The sequence below is a fragment of the Vibrio sp. 1-Bac 57 genome, assembly GCF_037546855.1.
Lineage (GTDB): Bacteria > Pseudomonadota > Gammaproteobacteria > Enterobacterales > Psychromonadaceae > Psychromonas.
This window is the reverse complement of record NZ_JALAAC010000006.1, coordinates 90,398-115,467: the sequence shown is the minus strand read 5'-3', so window position 1 is coordinate 115,467 and position 25,070 is coordinate 90,398. Positions and strand designations below refer to the sequence as shown.

Sequence of the window (25,070 nt, the reverse complement as noted above, 5' to 3'; positions counted from 1 at the left end):
TGAAAAAAAAAGTAAATTTTTCGCTTAACTTATTTGTACTTAACTTGTTTAGAGCGCATCTCAACTTGACGCATTGGCATCGAGTCAATTTTTGAAAATATGGCTGCTAAATTGAGACGTTTAGCTGCCCATTTTATACCTCCGTCTTTACCAATCAACACGACGTTTCCTTGCTCTAGCTGAGCATTGATTTTGTAATTTTGAATCATGTTAGGCACAAAGTTGTCAGCAATATTCCCGCTGAAGTTACTGCTTACTGTGTTGTTTTGCATGATAAACCAAACAATATCGCGCTCATTAAGCTCAGTTTCATGTTGCTCAAATATTTTCGATATACTGTCTTTATCATTGACGGTACTAACGACAATTACTCTATTTTCCCATCTTAGAACGGAAAGATCTGTTAGCATCGCTAACTCCTTGGCCTTAATAGACAAACTAATGATAAAAAAACAAATAACGTATTTCATATTTTATTCCCTGATCAGTAGATCTAGCTTCGCATAATTAGCAAAGTCAACAATCCTGAAAAAGTTGTTAGCTGTTGTTAGATCTTGTTGTGTTTATAAATACGTATTGAAAGCGTTATTAGATCAAAGATAAGGTCATTGAGAAAGTCATTTGGTAAAGTCAATTGGTAAAGTCATTTGGCTAGATACATTCAGCGAGATGCTTGCTACTAGGTCGTCACTATGTAGTACTAGAGTAGAAGAAAGGTGACATCTTATTAAATACTTGATGATGGGTGCAGAGTAGCTTTTAGAGAGCATTCAAAAGAGGAAACATTGTAAAATTGTAAACTCAAGTGTATTTGTTTAGGAAACAAAATTCGGTAATAGCCACATATTTCATTGAGAACACTAAAACATTAGTGTTCAGTCTAATAATATGTGGCCGGTTTATGGTTTTGCTCGTTTTAAGTGCTATTTTACAACAGGGTACATTGGGTAAAACACCCCGCACATTTGCTGTGCAATACGAATAACCTGGTGGCTATAACCAAACTCGTTATCATACCAAACATATAAATTAACACGTTTATCACTAGTGATTGTCGCTTGCGCATCGACGATACCAGCGTGAGAGTTACCCACGAAATCGGTGGATACCACCTCTGAAGAGTTAACCCAATCAATTTGCTTCTGTACTGAAGAATACAAAGACATTTTACGAAGGAAGTCATTAACTCCTTCTGTAGTCACATCACTCTTTAGGTTCAAAGATAAGATGGCCATAGATACATTAGGGGTAGGGACACGAATTGAGTTACCCGTTAATAACCCTTTCATTTCAGGAAATGCTTTTGCAACGGCTGAAGCCGCACCTGTTTCAGTAATAACCATATTCAATGCAGCAGCACGGCCGCGTCGATCACCTTCATGATAGTTATCAATTAAATTTTGATCGTTAGTGTAAGAGTGGATAGTTTCCACGTGGCCATTAATAATGCCATATTCATTATCAATTACTTTTAATACAGGTGTGATTGCATTAGTTGTGCACGAAGCGGCAGATAATATAGTATCCGACTCTTCAATAACGTCATTATTAATACCGTAAACAACGTTTTTGATATCTCCCTTACCTGGAGCCGTCAATAATACTCTCGAAGCACCTTTAGCTTGCAAGTGACGTTCTAGGCCTGCTTGATCACGCCAGATACCTGTATTATCAATTACTAAAGCATTTTCAATACCGTAGGCTTCGTAATCAGCATTTTCAGGTGCATCTGAATAGATAACTTGAATATAATTACCGTTAGCAATAATCGCATTTTTTTCTTTGTCTATCGAGATAGTACCTCGAAAAGAGCCATGGATAGAATCTCGACGTAATAGACTTGCACGTTTTTCAAGGTCACTTCCTTTACCTTTACGAACTACAATCGCACGTAAGCGCAAACCATTACCGCCACCAGATCTTTCAATAATAAGACGAGCTAATAAACGCCCAATACGACCAAAACCATAAAGTACCACATCACGATTTTCTTTTGTTGCAGGACTATTTTGACCAAGTGCACCTTTAAGCTCTTCATTCAAGAACGTCTCAAGATCTGTTGCATTTTCTTGATTACGGAATTTAACCGCAAGCTTACCTACATCAACGTGAGCGCGATCTAGATCCATCGACATCATCGCATTAATGATAGGAAAGGTTTCTAATACAGAAAGTTCTTGGTCTTCCATATGACGAACAAAGCGATGCGCTTTTAATAAGTCAATAACAGAACGATTTATAATAGGACGACCGTATACAGAGGTAACAATGTTCTTTTTACGGTACAAAGCACCAATCATCGGAATCATGGTTTCTACTGTCGACTCGCGATCCGACCAATCTTGCATACAGGTATTAGAAATAACTTGGTTCATGCGTTTACCTTTCATTTATAATAATATATTTCTGCAAAGGAATAGAGCGTTGCTCGATCCCTAAAAATGAGGCCCAGATTATGCTCGTTTGACTCGCGTTGACAAAGTAAAAGCTTGAATGCGTTATGAAAAATGAGATCGCGGAGATGTTAAAAGAGTTAAATGAGATAGGTTATATTGTTAAAGCATTTTTTATGTTACTTATAATTTAATTATCAATATTTTAAGTGACAATTAATCCATAAGGTTTAAAATAAATAAGTACCTTAGAAATAATATCTGTTACGCCAAAGGAATAAACGAAGTAATTATATTGCACTTTCATGTCCCCCTTTCTAGATAGAGTAATTCGAACTTCGCAAAAAACAACAGGATGGTGTTGAACATCTTTAGCTGACTTCTTGATGCTAAATAGCTGGTTATTCAATATCAAGCTAGTAACACAGTGAGGATTTATTTTACCTTGCAAAGTCTTAATCTTTTATTTTCTTCGGTATATAAGAATAAATTTCAATCATTTAACTGGAGAAGATCGTAATGTCCAAAAGCATTAAAGGTACACAAACAGAAAAAAACTTACTGATTGCATTTGCAAATGAATCACGTGCAAGAAATGAATATACTTTTTTTGCCAGTGTAGCTAAAAAAGAAGGGTTAGTTCAGATATCATCTATATTTGAAGAAACAGCGCATCAAGAAAAAGAACATGCAGAAAGATTTTTTAGTTTTCTTGAAGGCAATAAAGTTGAGATAACTGAGACTATTTCTAGTGGGGGTATCGGTCATACATTTGAAAACCTAAAAAAAGCTGCAGCAGGTGAAGAACATGAATGGGGCGATATGTATCCAGCCTTTGCAAAAATAGCTAAAGAGGAAGGTTTTGGTCAGATTGCTGCTGCGTTTACTGCCATTTCAGTTTCAGAAAAACAGCATGAAAAACGATTTAATGATCTAGCTGATAATCTTGAAGCGGGTCGAGTATTTAAAAGGGATGGTGTCGTTGTTTGGCGCTGTAGAAACTGTGGCTACCTCCATGAAGCAAAAGAAGCACCTAAATTATGTCCAGCATGCCTTCACCCACAAGCTCATTTTGAATTATTAGGTGAAAACTGGTAAAAGAACATAGCAGACTATTATCTTTATTCATGCTCCAATTTGCTGATTGATAGTGGTTTGGCGATTACTATCAGAGCTAATTCAGAGCATTTTTTCAACTAATTTTCTTCTTAAGATCCAACCTATGAGACATTATTAGAAGGAATTGAAGGTGACAAATTTACCGATAGGTGGCAACCAACAGCTGACTCAACATGCCTTTACATTAACGCATAACTTAGCGGAATCTATAGACGTATCGATATTTTTACTGGATGCAACTGCAAAAATTGCTGTTGATGAGGATATGATTTTTTATGGTCTACCGACTTCACCTTGCGCAGGCGTTAAAATTGTTAATCAGACCATTGAATTTAATCTTGATAAAATTCCTAGCCGTATCGAAAAGCTTGCTATTACAGCAACGTTAGAGAATGCAGCATCTTGGGGGAAAAATATTCAGCTAAGTACTGCTCAATTTAACAGTGTTGTTGATACTTTAGATCGCCCTGAAAAAGCACTGATATTATTAGAGCTGTATAAGCGTAATGAACAATGGAAAGTGAGGTTTGTTGCGCAAGGTTTTAATGGTGGCTTGGCGCCACTAGCAGAACACTTTGGCGTGGAATTAGAAAAGCCAGGTGCAAATGAAGCACAGACAGAACCAACATTAGCTGAGGCTTCTGCAGAACATGTAGCTAGTACATCTTCAAGACCGAATGAACCTGTTAGGGTTAATTTGAGCAAAATCAGTTTAACAAAAGCACAACCCAAAGTGGATTTAACCAAGCGTGCCGGCACGTTAGGATTAATTAAAGCGAATTTGAATTGGACACAGGCATCAGGAGGCTTCTTTAGCTCAGCTATCGACTTAGATTTAGGCGCTTTTGTGGAGCTTAATAATGGGCAAAAGGCGTTAGTACAAGCACTAGGTAAACGCCTTGAATTTACACCTTATGTAGAACTGTTAGCCGATGACCGAACGGGGAAAAGTGTCGATGGTGAGTGGTTGCATATTAATGGCGATAAAATTCAAGATGTTAAACGGATAATCATTTTTGCTTTTATCTATGAAGGTTCACCGAACTGGGAAAAAGCCAATGCACAGGTAACAATGCATGTACCTGATATGGCACCGATCGAGTCAAAACTTACCGAAAAAAGTAAATCAAAACGATTTTGTGCCATTGCAGAAATAAAGGTCACTAATGGCAATGTGCAGGTTGAGCAGTTAAATAAATTATTTGATGGTCATAAAGATTGTGACCAACACTTTGGTTGGGGATTTACTTGGACCGAAGGGCGTAAGTAAATTTAACATTGTAAATTAATGAGAAGCGTTAGTTATTTAGTATTGTTTTTTGGCTAACGTTACTTTTTAACTAATTTGAGAGGTAACATTTTTACGCCCAAATAAAGTAATCATGTATTCAGGGGGATGATCGCTTATTTCTCCTATCCTTTCTCTTAAGGTTAATCTCTAATCTCAAAACTTTACTTGCAAATTCTTAGCTTTAACGCCCTGCATTTTTATTGAATATTTTCTGTATAACCAAGTGTATTAGCAATATTAATAACAGAGGATTTTAATAAATAAAACATCGTTTTAAAATTTATTGCTGTGAGTTCCATTTGTATGTATATTTAAGCTATTAATTTTTACGATCTAAATCGTAACTAGACGGTAATTAAACCGTCCCCTAAATTGTACCGAAGCTAGAAACATTTAATTAACGTTCGCAGGGATAAAGGTTGAGGTAAGCATTGGGGTGATGAGTGTGTAATGTATTTTGATGTAAACAATCATTTTCTGATTTAAAAATGAGTAAATACAACAAATGCATTCGGCCTTATTAAACCTTAATGACAATATTAATGACCAAAATGAACGGCGAACAGCACAGGAGTAAAATATGAAAATTGCGTTAATGATGGAAAATAGTCAAGCAGGTAAAAATGCAACCATTTTAAATGAATTAAATACAGTAGTCGGACCGCTTGATTATCCTGTTTATAATGTTGGAATGAGCGATGAAAATGATCATCATTTAACTTATATCCACCTTGGTATTATGGCCAGTCTTTTGCTCAATGCTAAAGCCGTTGATTTTGTTGTTGCTGGTTGTGGTACTGGTCAAGGTGCGATGATGTCATTAAACATACACCCAGGTGTGGTATGTGGTTATTGCTTAGACCCGTCCGATGCTTTTCTATTTAATCAAATCAATAATGGCAATGCGCTGGCTTTGGCTTTTGCAAAAGGTTACGGCTGGGGCGCTGAGCTAAATGTACGTTATATCTTTGAAAAAGCATTTACCACGGGCGAGCGTGGCCAGGGGTATCCTTTAGAGCGTGCAGCACCGCAACAAAGTAATGCAAGCATTTTAAATGACGTTAAGGCCGCCATTGTTAAAGAAAACTATTTAGATACATTACGTGCTATTGATCAAACACTGGTTAAAACGGCAGTATCGGGCGAACGTTTTCAACAATGCTTTTTCGATAATTGTCAGAATGCCGAGATTAAAGAATACGTACAATCTCTTCTTGCTTAGCTGCGGTGTTTGAATAGTTGCAGGCTCCGTAGCTTATTAATTAACTTTTACGTAGCTTTATAAGGTGCCTAGTTAGATAGGGCGCCTATATAACTATTCATATAACTATTATTCGCCTTGAACTACGCAAAACTAACGGCACTGTATAGCCAAAAAATATAATTTTATGATTTTAACTAACTTCAATTCCGCTTTCATTAACCAGAATTGAGGTTAAGTAATAATCGCCATCGTTATTCATCTTTAAAATTTATAAAATAAGAACATTGCTCTTAATAAGGGAGTAATTAGTATTAACACCTCTAGCCACTCCTTTCTACTCAGGTTATTCTAGTCACACAAGATAGCTTTAATTTATCAATGTTACTTTAATCTAGTTAGTGTCACTTAGTCAGGGATCTGCTGATATGTTTGAACAAATAAAAGAGTTTATTAACCCCAGTAAAAATCCTGATCTCAGCCAAGCGCAACAAGTTCAGCATGAGTATTTACCAACGTTGTGGTTACTAGGTAAAACAGGGGCGGGTAAATCTTCTTTTATTCAAGCGTTAACAGGGCTGTCGTCGATAGAAGTGGGTAACGGTTTTGAACCTTGCACCATGACTGCACAAGTTTATGATTTTCCGCAGCAAAAAGCAGTGATGCGATTTTTAGATACACGCGGTTTAGGTGAAGCGGATTACGATGCGAGTGAAGATATAAAAGAGATCAGTAAGTCAGGCAATGCGATTGTGGTGGTGATGAAAGTTGATGAGCCAGAACAAAGCGTAGTGTTGGATGCTTTGAAGCAGATTAAAAAAAATAAAAATATTGAACATTTATTGTTGATCCATAGTGCAGTTTTATTAACTAATGAAGCGGATAGAGAACGGCAAATTGCATTTAATGAAATGCAAGTGCGCGAGAGTTGGGGCAAACCTTTTAACTCGGTCAGCGTAGATTTTGAGGCTGCTGAAGGTGGTGTTTATAATGAGCAATTATTGATTTCAGAAGTCACAAAAATACTGCCTATTTTAGGTTTGCTGGTGGAAGATAAAGCACATTCTGATATTGAAAATGCAAACTTTAATCAAGTGCAAAAAGAAGTGCTGTGGTATTCCGGTAGTGCTGCCGCTAGTGATTTAATTCCAGGTCTTGGTTTGGTGACTGTGCCGGCTATTCAGGCGAAGATGTTACATAGTTTGGCGAATCAATATGGTGTGATGTGGAATAAACGCACATTTACAGAACTAACTGGCTCATTAGGCAGTAGTTTTGCCTTACAGTATTCTGCGAAGCTGGGCGCAAGACAGCTTATTAAATTAATTCCCGTGTATGGACAAACGATTGGTGCCGCAGCGGCTGCATCGATGAGCTTTGCTACAACCTATGGATTAGGGCGTGTTGCCTGTTATTACTTTTACCATAAGAGTAAAGGTGAGCCGATATCTGAACAGGTGATGCAAGATTTATATAAAAATGCCCTTAAAAAAGGCAAGGCGGCGGCAGGATATGAAAAAAATTAAACAACTCTTTTTACTTTTATCGCAGTTATCCGGTGGCCGTTGGGGGATTGCTGTCGTATCGGCTATTTTACCTGTGTTGATGATGGTGGGATTTGGCTTATTTCTGGCTATCCAATACGATTATCTGCTGATTTTATCTATTTGTATTGCCGTTAGCACGCTGCTGATCAGTTTGCCTTTATGGCTAACTAATCGTCATCAAGATAAACGTCGTCTTCAAGAGCAGCAAAAAAAGCTCAATGAAAATAGCACGCAGGTTGATGATAGTTTGGTTAAGGTCAATAAAGATTGGTCGACACATGAAGTGGTAATCTGGGAGCAGTCGAAGATCCAAGCTCGCCAATTATTAAGTGCTGATACAGAGTGGCGAGAACTGGATAAAGTTGCCTATCAGCTGATGAACTTTGTTGCACAGGCGTTTGATAAAAAAGGGTTAGATTTTTCAATTCCCGAAGGTTTGCAGTTATTAGAAGAAATAAGTCGGCGCTATCAATTAGTGGTTAAGGAGTATATTCCTGCCATAGAGTTGGTGAAAATTTCTCATTTAACAAGTGGCTATAAAGCGTATGAGCAATATGGTGAAGTAGGTCAAAAAGCGATTAAAGTGGCTATTTGGGCCAATTATGCAAAAAACTTATATTTAAATCCTGCTAAATTTGCTACTGACCTGCTCAAAGATCAATCTACCTCGGGCATGACTCAAGGTTTATTTGAAAATATTCAGATTCAAGCCAAACAAGCTTTATTAGATGAAGTGGTCTCGGTTGCGATTGATTTATACAGTGGCCGTTTTAGCTTTGAGCAGGGCAGTGTTACCGCTTCTGATATTGCGACGCAAGATGTTCAGCGAATGGCTGCTGATTTAGAGCCAATACGTATTGTTATTGTTGGGCAAACCAATGCAGGCAAGTCGTCGGTTATTAATGTACTAAAAGAGCAATTAATGGCCGAAGTGGATGTATTACCTTGCACCGATGGCACGATTGCTTATCAAGCAAGCTTGGATGACATTGATATTCGGCTAATCGACTTACAGGGCTTAGATGGTAAGCCTAAAACAGAACAAAGTATGCTTGCTGAAATGACCAGTGCGGATCTTATTCTTTGGATGTTAAAAGCTGACCAGCCTGCTCGTGCATTGGATAAAAACCTTAAAACTAAATTTGATGCCTATTACGATGATGTAAAACATATCTCTAGTAAAAAAGCGACGGTGGTTGGGATAGTTAACCAAGTTGATAGGCTTAAACCAATTGACGATTGGCAACCTCCCTATGATTTAATACAACCGAACTTAGTTGAAGCAAAGGCTGCCAAAGCGAAGATCATTAAGCAAGCGATGGATTATAATCAAACCCTATTAATGCCTGATAAAATGATTGCGCTGTCGATCAGCCCGAATAAACCACACTTTGGTATAGAAAGTCTAAAAAACACACTGCAAGCAGAGATTGAAAATGCAAATAATGTACAGCGTAATAGGCAAAGACGAGAAGCAATAGGTAAAGGCATTGGTATCAAAAAGCAGTTTGACCGTGTAATGCATAGCGGTAAAAAACTCTATCCTAATTTGTTAAGAGCGGCTGCGCCAAAGTTAAATGAAATAGTGGTTAAAAAGTTAAAGAAAAAATCATAACTTTTGGCCCCCCCTGAAATCAGCCTTATCGATTAATCAATGTGAAAACATTAACCTTCAATGCGTTGAGTATAAGAAAACCCAGTGAATGATTTACTGGGTCACAGGATTATTTACAGGAACTAAAAAAAATTATCACTTCTATCCTCACGGCTTTCATTTGTTTTAAAAATCACTGAGTCCCAGTATCATGCTTTCATTTTGTGTGCAGTGGCACATGCAGCTTACTTGTGTTTCTTGTATTAATAAGTTGTATTTTAAGCGCACTTTGACCTTCTATCAGGCTATTTATTATCATGACATCAATCACTTCAAGCTTCTTCGGTCGTCTCTTTGGGCATCATACTGAAATTAACCTCAATGCCGATGCGCTGAGTATCTACGTTGATAAAAATAAATCGGTAGTTAATTGGGGCGCGTTAACTAAACCACCAGTGTTCATTTCAACATGGTTTGGTCAAACGTTAGTTGTTGAATCTGACCATAAACACTACCACTTAAGTAAATTAAGCTATGACGCAGCTAAGCTTTATAAACATCAATGCCAACAATGGTGGATACAAGCAAATCAGCAGTCACTGATACAACTAATAGTAAAAATAGAACCCTTCATTAGCAGTCAATATCTTCGACAGTCAGTGGTAAAGCGACTACTAAATGTAGTAACCCTAGAGTATGAAAAGTGGTTTCCCTGGGTTTTATCTGCTAAACGAGTGCCCGCATCATTGGCACCTTACTTAGAGAAGCTATCACGCTATCGTCATTGGCAAGTGACGCAGATTAACGCATTTCGTGATACTTATATCGAGCAACAATTACAACAATATCAATCATTTTTTGATGCGGTTGAATCGAATCCATTAACTGCAATGCAACGTCGAGCTTGTGTGATTGATGACGATAACAATCTGTTGTTAGCAGGGGCGGGTACCGGTAAAACCAGCGTGATGGTAGGACGAACGGGGTATTTACTTAAAAGCCAACAGGCAAAAGCTAGCGAGATATTATTATTAGCCTATGGCAGAAAAGCAGCGCTTGAAATGGATCAACGTATAAAAGATAAGTTAGGTCTTGATACAATTAAAGCTTCTACGTTCCATCATTTAGGCTTGAGTATTATTGCCAAAGTAGAAGCTGCGAAACCTAATTTATCGCATTTTTCTGAAGATCAAACCGCTAAAGCTAAATGGGTACAGGATTGTTTTGAGCGATTAATGAAGGAGCAAGCTGAGTATAGACAAGCTGTATTCACTTATTTTAGTCGTTATTATTATGCTGAGAAAAATCACTTCGAGTTTGCTAGTTTAGGTGATTATTACCAATACCTCACTGACAATGATATTCGTACTTTGAAAGGCGAGCAGGTTAAAAGTTTTGGTGAATTGTATATTGCTAATTGGTTATTTAATCATGGTATCGATTATCAATATGAAGCAAACTATACGCTTGATGTGCGCACTACTGAACGTAAACAGTACCAACCCGATTTCTTTTTACCCACGCTTAATTTGTATATTGAATATTTTGGTATTGATGAAAATGGCGATACTGCACCCTATATTGATAGGGAAGATTACCATGCATCTATGCAGTGGAAACGCCAAACCCATCAACAACATAATACCGAGTGTATCGAATTAACCTATGCAATGCATAAACAGGGGATGCTTTTGAGTTATTTAAAAAAATCCCTTTCAGTGCAAGGTATAAAGTACCAACCCTTACCTGAGCAAGTGATATTAGCTAACCTTAAAGAAACTGGGCGCATTAGCGTATTAGCAGAACTCTTTTCCTCCTTGGTGGGTTTGTATAAAGCGGCTTGTTTAGATCCGTTGTTAGAAAAAAAGGTTATTGCTAATGCCATTGACCCCACGCAAACCAGTAAAGCTTTACAGTTATTACATCCTATTTTAAAGGCGTACCAAGCGTTTCTAGATACTCGTAATGAAATTGATTTTGAAGATATGATCAATAAAGCCTTGCAGTATATTGAAAATGGTCAATTTCGTTCCCCTTGGCGTTATATCATGGTTGATGAATTTCAGGATATTTCTGAGCCACGTGCTCGCCTTGTGAAGGCATTACGTGATAATCGTAAAAGTTGTTCAATATTTGCTGTTGGTGATGATTGGCAGGCTATTTATCGTTTTAGTGGTGGGGATGTGTCATTAACAACTGAGTTTGAACAGTATTTTGGTGCGAGTACACAAACACAACTGGATCAAACCTTTCGATTTAATAATAGCATTGCAAAGGTGGCTACTGAGTTTATTAGTAAAAATCCATCACAGTTAACTAAAACCATCGATGCAATTAAACAGGTTGATAAACCGGCTGTCTCTATTTTACGTAAAAGTGTCGTGAATCAAGGTATTAATAATGTTAATAAACAACAAACACAAAGCATTCCAGAAGTTGCCAACGGTGCACTAGCGGAAGTATTAACTGCCATTGCTAATAAACCTCATCAACGCGATAAAATGAACGTGTATTTATTAGCGCGTTATTGGTTTCAGTTGCCGGATAAGCAAGCCTTGGCAGAGTTAAATAAACAATACCCAACACTGTTTATTGAAAATCAAACCTTTCATGCTTCCAAGGGCAAAGAAGCCGATTTTGTGGTGATCATGGGGATGACATCGGGCAAACTTGGTTTTCCATCACAAAAAGCCACTCCTGCAATTATTGATGCTTTGTTAGCTAAGCCTGAAGATTTTGAATATGCGGAAGAAAGGCGGTTAATGTATGTGGCATTAACACGAGCGAAAGATCGTGCTTATATTATTGCGGATATGCTTGATGGCAGTGATTTTGTTAAGGAGCTGGTGGATGGTTATGATGTTGAGTTGAATGAATTTGGCATAACAATCAGTCAAACATTAGTGGATAAAATTACGTGCATGCTTTGCGAAACTGGTACGTTAATACCGCGTAACGGACGTTTTGGACACTTCTTTTCATGCTCGTATTTTCCACGTTGTGACCATAAAGAAAGAGGGTGTCGTCAATGTGATACGGCAATGACAAAAAGCAAATATAGTGGCTTTAAAGCTTGCCTTAATCCTGCTTGTTCTGAAATAGTGCCTCTATGCGTTCAGTGTGGTGCTGAAATGGTGTTAAGGAAAAGTAAAAAAGGTGAATTCTGGGGATGTCGAAACTTTAAAGGTAATGAGCCGATGAGCTGTAAAAATGGCATTGATAAAGCCAATTTACAGTGGCCAAATTAAGCTCAACCTTGTCCATAAATAACTTGAACTTTATTTAGTCTAGTATTCATTACCCTTTTAACCGGCTGAAATTAACTTTCAGCCGGTTAAATTTTTAGTTATTATCTGTTTTATAAACTTTATTATTTAGCGAATTCAACCTTGAAGTTTGCTAAAGGGTAATATGTTGTTCAAAAATAGGTAAAAACTCATCTCTTCGATGACTGACTAATAGCATGGTGCTGTGTTGTTGCGTTGCTAGATGCTCTAGGAAGTTAAGTACACGATGCCTATTTAGCTCATCTAAACCCTGCGTTGGTTCATCTAATATTAATAAATAGGGTGATTTCACCAGCGCTCTGGCGATTAAAGCCAGTCGTTGTTCACCATAACTTAAACTCTGAAACAGACTCTTTTGCTGATCCAATAAACCAATCTTTTCTAGCCATTGTTGTGCAATGTTAATTTCATGAGCGGTGGCCTGTTGATACATACCAATGGAGTCATAAAAACCCGACAATACCACGGTTAATAATTCGCCATTAACACGGTACTGGCGGTGTAATTCAGAGCTAACTATTCCCATGTTCTTTTTAACATCCCAAATAGTTTCTCCTGAACCTCTTTTGTAACCTAGTACATGGATATCGTTGCTATAACATTGTGGGCAATCTCCAGTAATCAATTGCATTAAGGTTGATTTTCCGCTGCCATTAGGCCCTGTAATCAAAGTATGCTGCAGTGGTTTTATTTCAACATCTAAATCCTCAAAAACATTAACGCCGCCATAATGCACAGTGCCTTTGTTTAGTTTAACTAAATAAGGATGATTATAATCAGATAATTGTTGTATGTTTTCTGGCCAAGGAATGTGGTCAGGTACTGGACTTAATAATGCATCTAATTGATTTTTTGTTTCAATATCATCGAGCTGGCCAATTACATCTACTCGGCCACGTTCAATAAAGGCGATGTTATTACACCAATTTGGAATATCTTGGCGATTACTTAGCATTAGTACAATGGTGAAGCCTGTATTAGATAAACGTGCTAACGCATTAGATAAAGTTTCACAGGATTGCACGTCTAAACTATCAAAGGGATTGTCACAAATTAACAATTCAGCACCGCTAAATATAGCTTGTAGAATCAATAGTTTTCTACTTTCACCCGTGCTTAATTGGATATAACGTGTTTGCATACGGTGGCTGAGTCCAAACTCACTAATCAGTGGGTCATTCCATTTATCTTGCGGTAAAAAGTCTTGTGCTTTGGTGCCAACATCGTTTGCGTCTACGTAGTCTGGCGCTTCCATCGCTAACGTATTTTCGTAGGTTTGTTGCTGTGCTTCAAATGAAATAATGCCTACTTTTTCTTTGCTTGGTAAAGTGAGTTGATCCACTTTGTCTATTTGTAGATCGCCAGTTAAAAGTTGATCAATATACTGTTTTCCTGACCCATTACGGCCTAATACGCACCAGCTTTCATTGTTGCGTATTTGCCAATGATCGATGGTTAACTTTTCATGCGCTAAATTTACAATATTTATCATAGAATTATTCAGTCTGTTAAAAGGAGGAAAATTTTATTTTGCCACAAAGTTAAATAAATGAGTAAGTTATAATTATCAATTTTAAAACTTAATTTAGAGAGCGTTACTGTGTTTTTCATACTTAGCTTATTCTCTAGCTTAGCCTCGAGCTAAGTATCTAGACTGGTCACTAGCACTGTTGATTTAGTTGTTTATTAACAGATGTTAACGCAAGGTAGTGGTATTAGTTAACATCTGTTCATCTTAATAAGGTTATGTCGACATCGTTAAGTAAGTACCAAAGCGAACATTGATCCATACCATAAATGTTTACATAGCATACTGATGAAAATTAATGTGACTCAATTCAATAAATTAAAGCATGGTCTCATTTATCGGTTGCGAACCCTGTGAATTTAGTTAATACCTTCAAATATAAGCCTATTTAATGTACTATGTCGATTCGTTTGCTATGTTAATCCTCATCTTTTAGTCATAAATTCTAATTTTTAACCGTAAATGCAAACTTCATTAATAAGGATATTAATATGCGTAAACTCATCTCATCTTCATTACTACTTGCCTGTGCTTCTTTCACTTTACCTGCTGCGGCAAGTGAATGTGGCAAAGTAACTATTGCTGATATGAACTGGGCTTCTGCAACCGTTATTGCCAATGTTGACCGCTTTATTGTTGAACATGGCTTTGATTGTGATGCAGAGCTTGTACCTGGTGATACTATGCCAACTGGTGCTGCAATGATTGAAAAAGGGCAACCTGATATCGCGCCTGAATTCTGGAGTAACGCAATGCGTGAAGCATTAGATAAAGGGGTTGCTGAAGGTCGAATTCGCTACGCGGGTACAACACTCTCCGATGGTGGAGAAGAAGGTTTTTGGGTACCTGCTTACATGGTTGAGAAAGACCCTACGTTAGCAACTATTGCAGGTATTAGAGCCAATGCAAAATTATTTAAACACCCTGAAGATCCAACTAAATCTGCTTTAATGGGCTGTCCTTCTGGTTGGAACTGTCAAATTTCAACTACTCAACTGTTTACGGCACTTGATCTAGAAGCTTCAGGTTTTGAGCTGTTAGATCCAGGTTCTGGTGCCGGTTTATCAGGTTCAATTGCTAAAGCTTATGAACGCAAAGAAGCTTGGTTAGGTTACTACTGGGCTCCAACATCTGTTTTAGGTAAATATAAAATGGTTAAAGTGGACTTTGGAACGGGCGTCGATAAAGATGAGTTCGTAAACTGTACAACTCAAATCGATTGTTTAAATCCTAAAGTGACCATGTATCCGCCTTCAGCAGTGGAATCAGTTGTTACTGAAGAGTTCGCGAAAAGAGCACCAGAGGTAGTGGCTTATCTTGCTGGTCGTTCATTTACTAACGAACAAATGAATGCCTTATTAGCTTGGAAAGAAGACGAACAAGCCGATGGTGATTATATTGTTGAATATTTCCTAACTAATCATGAAGAAATATGGACGCAATGGGTTGATGCTCCCACAGCAGCAAAAGTTAAAAAAGCATTAGCAGAATTATAATCCTTCCTATAAAGCCTAGTTAAGCTAGGCTTTATTATCATTCTAGGTAAGTAAATAACTTACACTGTATCAATTTTAGCGTTCTGCTTAGCTAGATATTTACCTAGGTTGGTTAAAATTTTTTCAGGAGAAAAAATAAAATGTCAGACAAGTCATGGATGTCAGAAATCCCGCAGCTTGATCGTAAAGAATTAAGAGATTTTAAAAAATTATTAGATGGTCTCTTTCGTGACTTTTCACGTGAATACGGCGATGCTATTCAATCTTTCTTTGACCCATTATTAAGCACCCTCATTTGGTTTGAAAAATTACTATTATCAACTCCTTGGTGGTTAGTTATCGCAGCCCTCGCTGCTTTTTCATATGCAGCCAGTCGTTCCTTTAAATTAACTATTTCAGTCGCAGTAGCTTTTGTCATCATTGGTTATTTCGGTATGTGGGAAGATACAATGCGTACCATGAGTATGATCATTGTTTCTACCTTATTAGCGATTCTAATAGGAATGCCAATTGGCGTCGCGATGGCGCGATCTAATCGAGTACAATCGCTTGTCACACCTATTTTAGATGTGATGCAAACAATGCCTGCCTTTGTTTATTTGATTCCGGTCGTTATGTTACTGGGTATCGGTAAAGTGCCAGGGGTGATTGCGGTGATTATCTATGCCATTCCTCCGGTTATTCGTTTAACAAACTTAGGTATTCGCCTTGTTGATAAAGAAGTGTTGGAAGCTGCCACCGCTTATGGTGCAAGCCCAATGCAACGGCTATTTGGCGTACAAATTCCGTTAGCAATGCCCACGATTATGGCGGGAATTAACCAAACTATTATGATGGCATTAGCAATGGTAGTTATTGCCTCAATGATTGGGGTTAAAGGATTGGGACAACCAGTGTTACAGGCGATTAGTAATCAATATTTTACACAAGGTTTATTAAATGGTCTTGCGATTGTGGCGTTAGCGATTATTTTTGATCGAATTTCGCAAAGTTATGCAAAACGTACGTTACAAAACTTTGGGGGGCATTAAGATGAGTTCGAATGAAAATAACGCTCCTTTAATTAGTATTAAAAATCTATATAAGATTTTTGGTAAAAATGAGAAGAAAGTTTTAGAAGAAGTAAAAGCAGGTAAATCTAAAGAGACTATTTTAGCTGAAACAGGCCATACTGTTGGTCTAGCGGATATCAACTTAGATATTTATCCCGGTGAAATATTTGTGATCATGGGGTTATCTGGCTCAGGTAAATCGACATTGATTCGTCACTTTAATCGTTTAATTGATCCAACAGCTGGTGAAATAGTGGTTGCTGGTGAAGATGTGATGCAGTTAAACGCCAAAGACCTACAAAATTTCCGCCGTCAAAAAATGGCGATGGTATTTCAACGTTTTGGTTTAATGCCGCATCGCACTGTGCTACAAAATATTACTTATGGTTTGCAAGTTCAGGGTGTTGCTAAAAATGAGCGAGAAGAACGTGGTAATGAATGGTTAAAAACGGTGGGGTTAGATGGGTATGCAAAACAATATCCTGGCCAACTCTCTGGTGGACAACAACAACGAGTTGGATTAGCGCGCGCATTATGTACTGATGCTGATATCTTATTAATGGACGAAGCCTTCTCTGCACTAGACCCTCTTATTCGAAGTGAAATGCAAGATCAGTTAATTGAACTACAAGATAAATTGCATAAAACCATTGTATTCATCACCCATGATTTAGATGAAGCGTTACGTATTGGTGACAAAATTGCGATTTTACGAGATGGTTTACTCATTCAACAAGGTACACCTGTAGATATTCTATTGAACCCTATAGATGACTATGTTGAAGCCTTTGTAAAAGATGTAAATAGAGCGCGCGCATTAACCGTTGAGACTGTTATGCAACCACAAATTTGTCGTATTTCTAGCGAGAATATTGGTGAAGCTGTTGCACAAATGCGAAAGTCTAAACAAGATTATGGTTACGTTGTAAATGATGATGGTTATCAAGGTATGATCACACAAGAAACATTAGAAAATGTTGAAAAAAGTGATTATGGCAATGCGATTACTGATGAACTATTCGAAGATGTGCCATCGGTACAAAGTGATGCACTATTGGAATCTGTTATTTCTGATATGTTAGATAATGAGCATCCTTTAGCTGTTTTAAATGCCGAAGGTGATGTAGAAGGGCACATATCTCGTACCACGTTAGCGGAAGTACTCAGTGATCAAGGAAGTAGTGAAAGTAGCGATAGTGATCAAGAGAGTAAAGATCCTGAACCCCAAAAATAGTAAATAACGTTGTTTGGAGATAAGCAAAATCAGCGTTATTAGCTAAACAGAATATTGAAAGCTCATTTTTTACAGAATGGGCTTTTTTATTATTTATTATTTGAACCTATGTTGTGTTTCACCTTCTACTAAAATTAGAAGTTGGTTGCGAGAGCAGGCTTTGAATCTATGGCCTTTGCCATGGTTTATAAAGAGCTGAGCCTGACGAGTTACTAGACTGCTTTATTGAGTTTCAATATTTGAAGTTATATTTATGCTTTTTCTTGGGATTAGTTCTTCTAAAGGTATTAGAAGTTGGTTGCAAGAGCAGGGTTTGAATCTATGGCCTTTGCCATGGTTTATAAAGAGCTGAGCCTGACGAGTTACTAGACTGCTTTATTGGGTTTCAATATTTGAAGTTATATTTATGCTTTTTCTTGGGATTAGTTCTTCTAAAGGTATTAGAAGTTGGTTGCGAGAGTAGGATTTGAATTTATGGCCTTTGCCATGGTTTATAAAGAGCTGAGCACGACGAGTTACTAGACTGCCTTATTGAGTGCCAATATTTTAAGTTTTATTTATACTTTATCTTGGAATTAGTTCTTCTAAAGGTATTAGAAGTTGGTTGCTAGAGCTGGGTTTGAATCTATGGTCTTCGCCATGATTTATAAAGAGTTGAGCCCGATGAGCTTTTCTTTATTTAAACAAAGATTGGTTGCGAGAGCAGGTTTTGAATCTATGGCCTTCGACATTGTTTATAGAGAGTTGAGCCCGATGAGCTTTTCTTTCTTTAAACAAAGATTGGTTGCGAGAGCAGGATTTGAACCTACGACCTTCGGGTTATGAGCCCGACGAGCTACCAGACTGCTCCATCTCGCGTCCGGATTTGATATTTCTTTTTTATTCTTTTAAACAAAAATTGGTTGCGAGAGCAGGATTTGAACCTACGACCTTCGGGTTATGAGCCCGACGAGCTACCAGACTGCTCCATCTCGCGTCCGGATTTATTGTTTCTTTTTCTAAAGCTTTTCATTTTAAAAATCGGTAACGATAGTAATATTATAATCTACGATCTTCGCCATTGTTTATAAGGAGATTAGCCCGATAGGCTTTGCTTCCTGTAAACAATATTGGTTGCGAGAGCAGGATTTGAACCTACGACCTTCGGGTTATGAGCCCGACGAGCTACCAGACTGCTCCATCTCGCGTCCGATATATAAAACTTAATACTTAAACAAGATTGGTTGCGAGAGCAGGATTTGAACCTACGACCTTCGGGTTATGAGCCCGACGAGCTACCAGACTGCTCCATCTCGCGTCCGTTTAAGTGCGGCGAATGATATAGAGATCACATTATATTGCAAGCGTTATTTACAGTATTGTAAGAAATTAGTATTTGATTGCTTAAAGAGTGAACAAATTGATCTTTTAAGGTGACAGTTACCTAGTATTTTGTTTTATAACTGATAATTATTATTTTTAACGGAAATGCTTTATTAATTAACTTAGATTCAAATGAGATGGGTGAATAAAAATGATAGGTCTCTTATAAGCATCATTTTATTGAGACAAACACTGAAATTGCATTTATCATACAAATGTTGGGTAGGCATTAAAAAGAGTTCATAAATTAAAACTATTCTTTTAATGGTCATAGCTGTAATGGTCATAGTTTTAATAGCTATAATTTTAATGATCATAATTTGCATAGGTTATTTTTAACGATAATCTATGTCATTTTGTTAAAAACGTGAGCTGTTTAATTCTCAATGTGAATCCGTAATGCTGAACAACACTCGTAATGTTTAAAATGAAGAGGTATATATGAAAAATAAGGATACAACACAGAGTGATTCAATCCTTGAGGATTTAACTGGTTTTCGTCCAAAAGAGTTTGTGATCATAATTGCTGTTGCGTATATGTCAGTCTTGACTATTCCTATGGTTGTTGCGTCTTTGGGGTTACCTGCATTACCGGTTGTGATTGGGATCATGCTGATCCAATATTGCCTTTTATACTTTGTAGGTAAAACTCATGGTGGTAGTATTTTAAAAACCATGAGGAGCAATGGTTTTATCGGTTGGCTTATGTGGTTGGCATTATTGTGTATGTTGATGTTGCCTATTATTCATTTGTTGAACCTAGCTGGTTTGTTTTCAGGCAGTTCCGCACTTTAATTAAAGTGGGTGGTTATTTAGTGATATTGATACCCCTCACGCTCATCAACTAACACGTGTCGTATGTTAAAATTACTTACGGCTTCCTCGTGAGTCTTGTCTCTGTTTTTATTAGTGATGGCTCAGCCTATTTTTTAACAATACCCTTGATTTTTAGTGACAGAGTCCACATCTAGTTATAAAGGGTTGATAGTTTAAATTGAATTAATAAGTAACTATCAATCTTTCTAACGGCATCAATTTACAATTCAAAGTAAACCTTTTTTCTGCGTACCACGTATATAGCCTATTGGTTAGAACCTTGTTGATAGTAAAAAATAGAACGTAATCATGATTTTTTATTATTTTATGAATTTATTTGTAGGTCGTGTTGTCATATCGCAATCAATTATTAACCTAGTTTGCGCGATGCTAATGATGTTATTTACTTTATTACTACCACAGTGAAACGGTTAACGAATTGAAAGTTAATTATTTTACGGAGATTTTTATGAAAAAATATATTATCGGTATGCTTTGTAGCGTGCTGTTTTTATCTGCCTGTTCAGAGAAGATTTCTCCTACTCAGCAATTGATGGCTAACCCTACTGAAATCAAAATTACTTCTTTAGAGGATCTAGAAAAGGTATTTAATGATTTACATTATACCCCTGGTTACTGGGATAAAGGCTCAAAGGAAGTTCCGCGTTTAACATTTGAAGGGATTAGTCCAGAGTGGCAGAAAGTTTCTCAAAATATGCCGGTGAACACCAAAAAGAGTATTTTTCTGCGTTTGATTTTACCTTTAATTTTAGTCTCAAATGAAAATATTTTACATGAGCGTGAGATTGTAAAAAATTCCAAGCTAACGTCTCCTGATTTAATCGCTATTGCTATTAAATATCGTGTTATAGATGAAGATACAGAGGTTTTAACCAATAAGCTTAAACAGAAGTTATTGAAGCGCGTTAATATTATTCCACCTTCGTTAGCATTAGCACAAGCAGCGGAGGAAAGTGCTTGGGGAACGTCACGTTTTGCACTTGAAGGAAATGCACTGTTCGGACAGTGGGATTTTAGTGGTAATGGAATTAAACCCAAACAACAACGTACTGAATTAGGTAATTATGGCATTGCGAGATTCGATACTCCGTTAGCTTCGGTAGAAGGTTATATGTTGAATATTAACTCTACTTCAGCATATCAATCATTACGTGACCTACGAGCAAAAAAAGTGGCAGCGAATAAAACCTTTTCAGGTACTTTGTTAGCGGGTACTTTGATTAAATATTCTGAGCGTGGGCAGGCTTATATTGATGGGTTACGCGAACTGATCCGTTATAACAAATTAGGTGTCACTGACGATACTTTTTTGTCTGATACTAATTTAGTACATCTTGTTTATTAATATTAATTTAAATTTTTAGATCTTCCTTATTTACGCTAGTGCATTAATTTTAATCACTTTTAATGCACTAGCTAACTGTTAAATTCATTCAATCCCTTCTTTATGTCGCCAATTAAGTAAAATTTCATGATAAGCATTTGCACTCTGTCACGCTTTTAGTGCATAACTGAGTGCAAATATCATTTCTGAATTATGCTTCTTTAATAATCATTAAGTGATAATGCAATACAGCTGAGATCACAATAGCAAGGATTGGTATTATGAGCACTCAGATGCAAGGTTTATGTTTCTTCCAAAAAACACTCTTAGCGAGTGCAATTTCACTCACTGCATTACAAGTTAATGCTGCTGGTTTTCAATTAAACTCACAGTCTGCAACAGGCTTAGGTCGCGCTTTTGCTGGTGATGCTGTTATTGCTGATAATGCCTCTGTTATGTCACGTAATGCAGCTGCAATGGCATTGTTTGATAAAACAGCTTTATCGTTAGGTGTTAATGTCTTAAAAACAGATATTTCAGTGTCAGATGGTGTTTATAATGGCTTAACTGCATCAGGTAAAAGCTCAAGTTATGATGATGCAGGTGGCGTCTCAGTCTCACCTAATCTACATGTTATTTTTCCAATTAACGAAACGTTTGCTGTGGGGGTTGATTTATATTCCAATTTTGGCACGCGAACTGACTTCAATGACTCATTTTCCGGCTCAGAGTTCGGTGGTCTCACAGATGTTAAAAGTTTAAATTTAGGGTTAGCAGCTTCTTATCGTATTAACCAGCAATGGAGCCTTGGTGCTGGAGTCGACATTATTTATGGAACAGGAGAATTAAAAAGAACATTAAGCGATGATTTAGGGCCTTATAGTGGTATTACTGCTTTAGATGCAGATGTTGCAGGAGTTGGGATTGGTTTTAATTTAGGCGCTGTATTTGAATTAAATGCAAATAATCGATTTGGATTATCTTATCACTATAGCCCAGAATTAAAGGTGAAAGGTGATGTAACCTTCAATGGTGTTAAGACTAAAGATGACTCATTATATTTAGGGTTACCAGATATGGCTGAATTTTCTGGTTATCATCGTATTAAAAATACTCAATATGCTGTTCATTATAGTGTTCAGTGGATTGGTTGGTCTTCATTCGACACATTAGAGTCTGACGCGTTCGATACTATCAGTACTTATAAGTGGAAAGATGCAATGCACTTCTCAATTGGAGGGACTTATTACTTAAATGAAACGTGGACATTACGTACAGGTTATATGTACGACATGAGCGCTCAAGATAAGGTGACTTCAATCTCGGTACCAGATTCAGATCGCCAATGGTTCTCTGCTGGCTTTACTTATCATTTCTCTGAAAATAGTAATATGGATTTTGGTGCAACTTATCTGTTAGGACAAAACGTATCAGTCTCTGAAAGTACTGCGCTATCTTCTATTACAGGTACGACACATGCAGATGCATTATTAATTGCTGTACAATATAGTCACGAATTTTAATCTTATGACTATAAAATAAAAATTGAATCGATCAAAAAAAGCGCCGAAAGGCGCTTTTTTGTAGGTAGCAGAAACATAAATTTTCATTATCAGGTTTCGTTACAAACTAACTCTTCTTCGCTTGCTTGGCTTTTTCTGCTCTTAGTTTACGCATCTCTTTGGGGTCAGCGGTTAGTGGCCGATAAATTTCAATTCTATCACCTTGCTTAACCGTATTATCTAATTTATCTGGCTTACTAAAAATACCTACAACCGCTTCACTAGGCACAATTTCAGGAAAGTGTTTTACAATACCTGATAACTTTATACAGTTTTCAATCGTTGTCCCTTCGGGTACTTTTAATGACAACAAAACTTGCTTGTGGGGAATGCCATAAACCACTTCGATATCTATTAATCCACTCATTACATGCTCCCTCGAGATATATTAACGTGTACCGTAAACGGTCTTTGCTCTGTTTGAAAAAGATTTAACCATAGAGCCGATTAATTCATGAAAAACACGTCCAAAGGCTAATTTAACAATGGAATTACTAAATTCAAACTCTAAATCTAAACTCACTTTACAGGCTTGCTCATCTAAAGCTGTGAAAGTCCAACCACCACTTAAATGTTTAAAGGGGCCTTCTAGCAATTTCATCGAAATAGATTGGCCTTCAACCAATGTGTTTTCTGTAACAAAGGTTTGACTAATACCCGCTTTAGAAACTTTAATGGACGCTTTCATTAAATTCACTTGATCTAACAAAACCGTTGTTTCGCTACAACCTGGTAAAAACTCAGGATAAGCATTCACATCATTCACTAGTTGATACATTTCTTGTGCGCTATACATCAACAATGCGCTGCGTGATACTTTAGCCATATCTTACCTCGTTGAAAAAGGGTATCTTACACGATGCGATGCGCGAACTGAAAAAAAATAGCAAAAAAATGCTGATAAATGAATGACTTTCAAACAAATAAAATAATCATTTAACAACAAATGCTAGTTACATTTCAGTCATTAACATGTTTTACTCCGTCACTAGCTTGTCGATTAAAATCAAGATCATAAGGTGATGATAATAGTTGATCATTACTCAGTATTGTATTACAAAGTTGATTCTCAGCGAGCGACTCATAGAGCAAATTCTGAAGTAAACATCTTAGTGGTTAGAAAGTTATAATTTAACCCGTTATATCTCCAACTTTCTGCCTAGATCCTGTTCATTTCAATGCTTGCTGAACTTTCCACCTTGAATGATAAAGGGTATAATGCAGGTTATGGCTAAAAAAAACTCAAAACCAAAAAATAACGACAATACGATTGCACGTAACAAACGTGCTTCTCATGAATACCACTTAGAGGAACGCTTTGAAGCGGGAATTGAGTTACAAGGTTGGGAAGTGAAATCTTTACGCGCAGGTAAAGCAAATATTGCAGATAGTTATATCTTCTTAAAAAATGGAGAGGCTTTCTTACTTAATGCAACATTTCCACCATTGCTCGCCGCATCATCGCACGTAGTTTGTGATCCTTTACGTTATCGTAAATTATTACTAAAACGCCGTGAGCTTGATAACTTAGTCGGTAAAGTAGAACGTCAGGGGTACTCCATTATTCCTATTTCACTCTATTGGAAACATGCGTGGGTAAAAATCTCGTTTGCTTTAGCAAAAGGTAAACAAGATCACGACAAACGTAGTGATGTTAAAGATCGTGAGTGGCAAGTTCAAAAAGAACGTATGATGAAGCATAGCGTTCGATAATTAAGCAGTTAGCAAACAACATGCAAGATAATGCTATCTTGCATCACTTAGCTTTGTTAAACTTAACTTGTTGGTGATTTATCACTAACCACTGTGGGGATGATTTAGGACTCGACGAGATTCTTGAAACCCAAGGTGCATGCCGAGGTGGCGGTTGGCCTCGTAAAAAGCCGCCAACGTTATAGTTGCAAACGACTCTAACTACTCTCTAGCAGCTTAGGCTAGCTAGCCTTCCACCCGCGCTTTTCCAATGGGTAGGGATTCGGAAGGTCATTTACATCGGATAGCGAGGGAACCTTGTTCGAGGGTGAACCGCGAAATAGTATCGGACTCGCTTTTTAATATCCTGTCAGTTGGAGATTAACGAGTTAACCAAATAACTGACTAAGCATGTAGTACCGAGGATGTAGGTTTTTCGGACGGGGGTTCGACTCCCCCCATCTCCACCACCTACTAAAAAAGGCTGATTTCTTAACGGATTTCAGCCTTTTTTGTATCTATCATATGTTGATATTAGTATCGTTATTGAC

General features: G+C 37.3%; 18 protein-coding genes, 4 tRNA genes and 1 other RNA gene. 14 read left to right on the top strand and 9 right to left on the bottom strand.

The window, feature by feature from the left end:
- Positions 1–29: 29 nt before the first annotated feature.
- Both MT391_RS05780 and MT391_RS05775 read right to left on the bottom strand, forming a co-directional pair.
- Entirely contained in the window at positions 30–470 is a 441-nt protein-coding gene (locus MT391_RS05780) for a DUF4174 domain-containing protein (RefSeq protein WP_499497186.1), read from the bottom strand.
- A 453-nt stretch (positions 471–923) separates the two neighbouring features.
- Positions 924–2,375 (bottom strand): glyceraldehyde-3-phosphate dehydrogenase, encoded by a 1,452-nt coding sequence (locus MT391_RS05775; RefSeq protein WP_299664235.1) that lies wholly within the window; start codon positions 2,373–2,375, stop codon positions 924–926.
- A 537-nt stretch (positions 2,376–2,912) separates the two neighbouring features.
- On the opposite strand from MT391_RS05775, the gene rbr reads away from it, so the two are divergent.
- The 6 genes from rbr (at position 2,913) to MT391_RS05745 (ending at position 12,393) form a co-directional block, all read left to right on the top strand.
- Positions 2,913–3,491: a rubrerythrin gene (gene rbr / locus MT391_RS05770; RefSeq protein WP_166369986.1), complete on the top strand. Its 579-nt coding sequence runs from the start codon at positions 2,913–2,915 to the stop codon at positions 3,489–3,491.
- Positions 3,492–3,642: 151 nt separating this feature from the next.
- A complete protein-coding gene (locus tag MT391_RS05765; RefSeq protein WP_499497185.1) occupies positions 3,643–4,782 on the top strand; it encodes a TerD family protein in 1,140 nt (379 codons plus the stop codon).
- Positions 4,783–5,383: 601 nt separating this feature from the next.
- Entirely contained in the window at positions 5,384–6,025 is a 642-nt protein-coding gene (locus MT391_RS05760) for an RpiB/LacA/LacB family sugar-phosphate isomerase (protein WP_299664240.1), read from the top strand.
- Between the two features lie 407 nt (positions 6,026–6,432).
- Positions 6,433–7,530 (top strand): YcjF family protein, encoded by a 1,098-nt coding sequence (locus tag MT391_RS05755; protein ID WP_499497184.1) that lies wholly within the window; start codon positions 6,433–6,435, stop codon positions 7,528–7,530.
- A complete protein-coding gene (locus MT391_RS05750) occupies positions 7,517–9,166 on the top strand; it encodes a GTPase family protein (protein WP_499497183.1) in 1,650 nt (549 codons plus the stop codon). The genes MT391_RS05755 and MT391_RS05750 overlap by 14 nt, the downstream gene beginning before the upstream one ends.
- Positions 9,167–9,462: 296 nt before the next feature.
- Positions 9,463–12,393, top strand: a complete 2,931-nt coding sequence (locus tag MT391_RS05745) for a UvrD-helicase domain-containing protein (protein WP_499497182.1) — start codon at positions 9,463–9,465, stop codon at positions 12,391–12,393.
- A 151-nt stretch (positions 12,394–12,544) separates the two neighbouring features.
- On the opposite strand, the gene MT391_RS05740 is transcribed toward MT391_RS05745, so the two are convergent.
- Positions 12,545–13,924, bottom strand: a complete 1,380-nt coding sequence (locus MT391_RS05740; RefSeq protein ID WP_166369998.1) for an ATP-binding cassette domain-containing protein — start codon at positions 13,922–13,924, stop codon at positions 12,545–12,547.
- A 527-nt stretch (positions 13,925–14,451) separates the two neighbouring features.
- On the opposite strand from MT391_RS05740, the gene MT391_RS05735 reads away from it, so the two are divergent.
- The 3 genes from MT391_RS05735 to MT391_RS05725 all read left to right on the top strand — a co-directional run bounded on the left by MT391_RS05735 (position 14,452) and on the right by MT391_RS05725 (position 17,742).
- Positions 14,452–15,456: an ABC transporter substrate-binding protein gene (locus tag MT391_RS05735; RefSeq protein ID WP_166370000.1), complete on the top strand. Its 1,005-nt coding sequence runs from the start codon at positions 14,452–14,454 to the stop codon at positions 15,454–15,456.
- Between the two features lie 140 nt (positions 15,457–15,596).
- Complete coding sequence (locus tag MT391_RS05730) at positions 15,597–16,487, top strand: ABC transporter permease (RefSeq protein WP_166370002.1); 891 nt, start codon at positions 15,597–15,599, stop codon at positions 16,485–16,487.
- A 1-nt stretch (position 16,488) separates the two neighbouring features.
- Positions 16,489–17,742 carry a quaternary amine ABC transporter ATP-binding protein gene (locus tag MT391_RS05725; RefSeq protein ID WP_166370004.1) on the top strand — a complete coding sequence of 418 codons (1,254 nt, stop codon included), beginning with the start codon at positions 16,489–16,491 and terminating at the stop codon, positions 17,740–17,742.
- A 781-nt stretch (positions 17,743–18,523) separates the two neighbouring features.
- Here the strand turns inward: MT391_RS05725 and MT391_RS05720 are convergent.
- The 4 genes from MT391_RS05720 to MT391_RS05705 all read right to left on the bottom strand — a co-directional run bounded on the left by MT391_RS05720 (position 18,524) and on the right by MT391_RS05705 (position 19,039).
- Positions 18,524–18,600, bottom strand: a tRNA-Met gene (locus MT391_RS05720).
- A gap of 41 nt (positions 18,601–18,641) precedes the next feature.
- A tRNA-Met gene (locus tag MT391_RS05715) sits at positions 18,642–18,718 on the bottom strand.
- Between the two features lie 134 nt (positions 18,719–18,852).
- Positions 18,853–18,929 (bottom strand) — tRNA-Met (locus MT391_RS05710).
- 33 nt (positions 18,930–18,962) lie between these two features.
- Positions 18,963–19,039, bottom strand: a tRNA-Met gene (locus tag MT391_RS05705).
- 506 nt (positions 19,040–19,545) lie between these two features.
- On the opposite strand from MT391_RS05705, the gene MT391_RS05700 reads away from it, so the two are divergent.
- The 3 genes from MT391_RS05700 to MT391_RS05690 all read left to right on the top strand — a co-directional run bounded on the left by MT391_RS05700 (position 19,546) and on the right by MT391_RS05690 (position 22,788).
- Positions 19,546–19,899: a hypothetical protein gene (locus MT391_RS05700; RefSeq protein WP_028869634.1), complete on the top strand. Its 354-nt coding sequence runs from the start codon at positions 19,546–19,548 to the stop codon at positions 19,897–19,899.
- A gap of 490 nt (positions 19,900–20,389) precedes the next feature.
- Positions 20,390–21,286, top strand: a complete 897-nt coding sequence (locus MT391_RS05695; protein WP_499497181.1) for a glucosaminidase domain-containing protein — start codon at positions 20,390–20,392, stop codon at positions 21,284–21,286.
- A gap of 260 nt (positions 21,287–21,546) precedes the next feature.
- Positions 21,547–22,788, top strand: a complete 1,242-nt coding sequence (locus MT391_RS05690; protein ID WP_499497180.1) for an outer membrane protein transport protein — start codon at positions 21,547–21,549, stop codon at positions 22,786–22,788.
- A 106-nt stretch (positions 22,789–22,894) separates the two neighbouring features.
- On the opposite strand, the gene MT391_RS05685 is transcribed toward MT391_RS05690, so the two are convergent.
- Complete coding sequence (locus MT391_RS05685) at positions 22,895–23,194, bottom strand: RnfH family protein (RefSeq protein ID WP_299659042.1); 300 nt, start codon at positions 23,192–23,194, stop codon at positions 22,895–22,897.
- Between the two features lie 21 nt (positions 23,195–23,215).
- Entirely contained in the window at positions 23,216–23,653 is a 438-nt protein-coding gene (locus tag MT391_RS05680; RefSeq protein ID WP_499497179.1) for a type II toxin-antitoxin system RatA family toxin, read from the bottom strand.
- Between the two features lie 401 nt (positions 23,654–24,054).
- Here MT391_RS05680 and smpB point away from each other — a divergent pair, with 401 nt between their 5' ends.
- Both smpB and ssrA read left to right on the top strand, forming a co-directional pair.
- Positions 24,055–24,540 (top strand): SsrA-binding protein SmpB, encoded by a 486-nt coding sequence (gene smpB / locus MT391_RS05675; RefSeq protein WP_025565722.1) that lies wholly within the window; start codon positions 24,055–24,057, stop codon positions 24,538–24,540.
- A gap of 95 nt (positions 24,541–24,635) precedes the next feature.
- Positions 24,636–24,989, top strand: a transfer-messenger RNA (tmRNA) gene (gene ssrA, locus MT391_RS05670).
- The last annotated feature ends 81 nt before the right edge of the window (positions 24,990–25,070 follow it).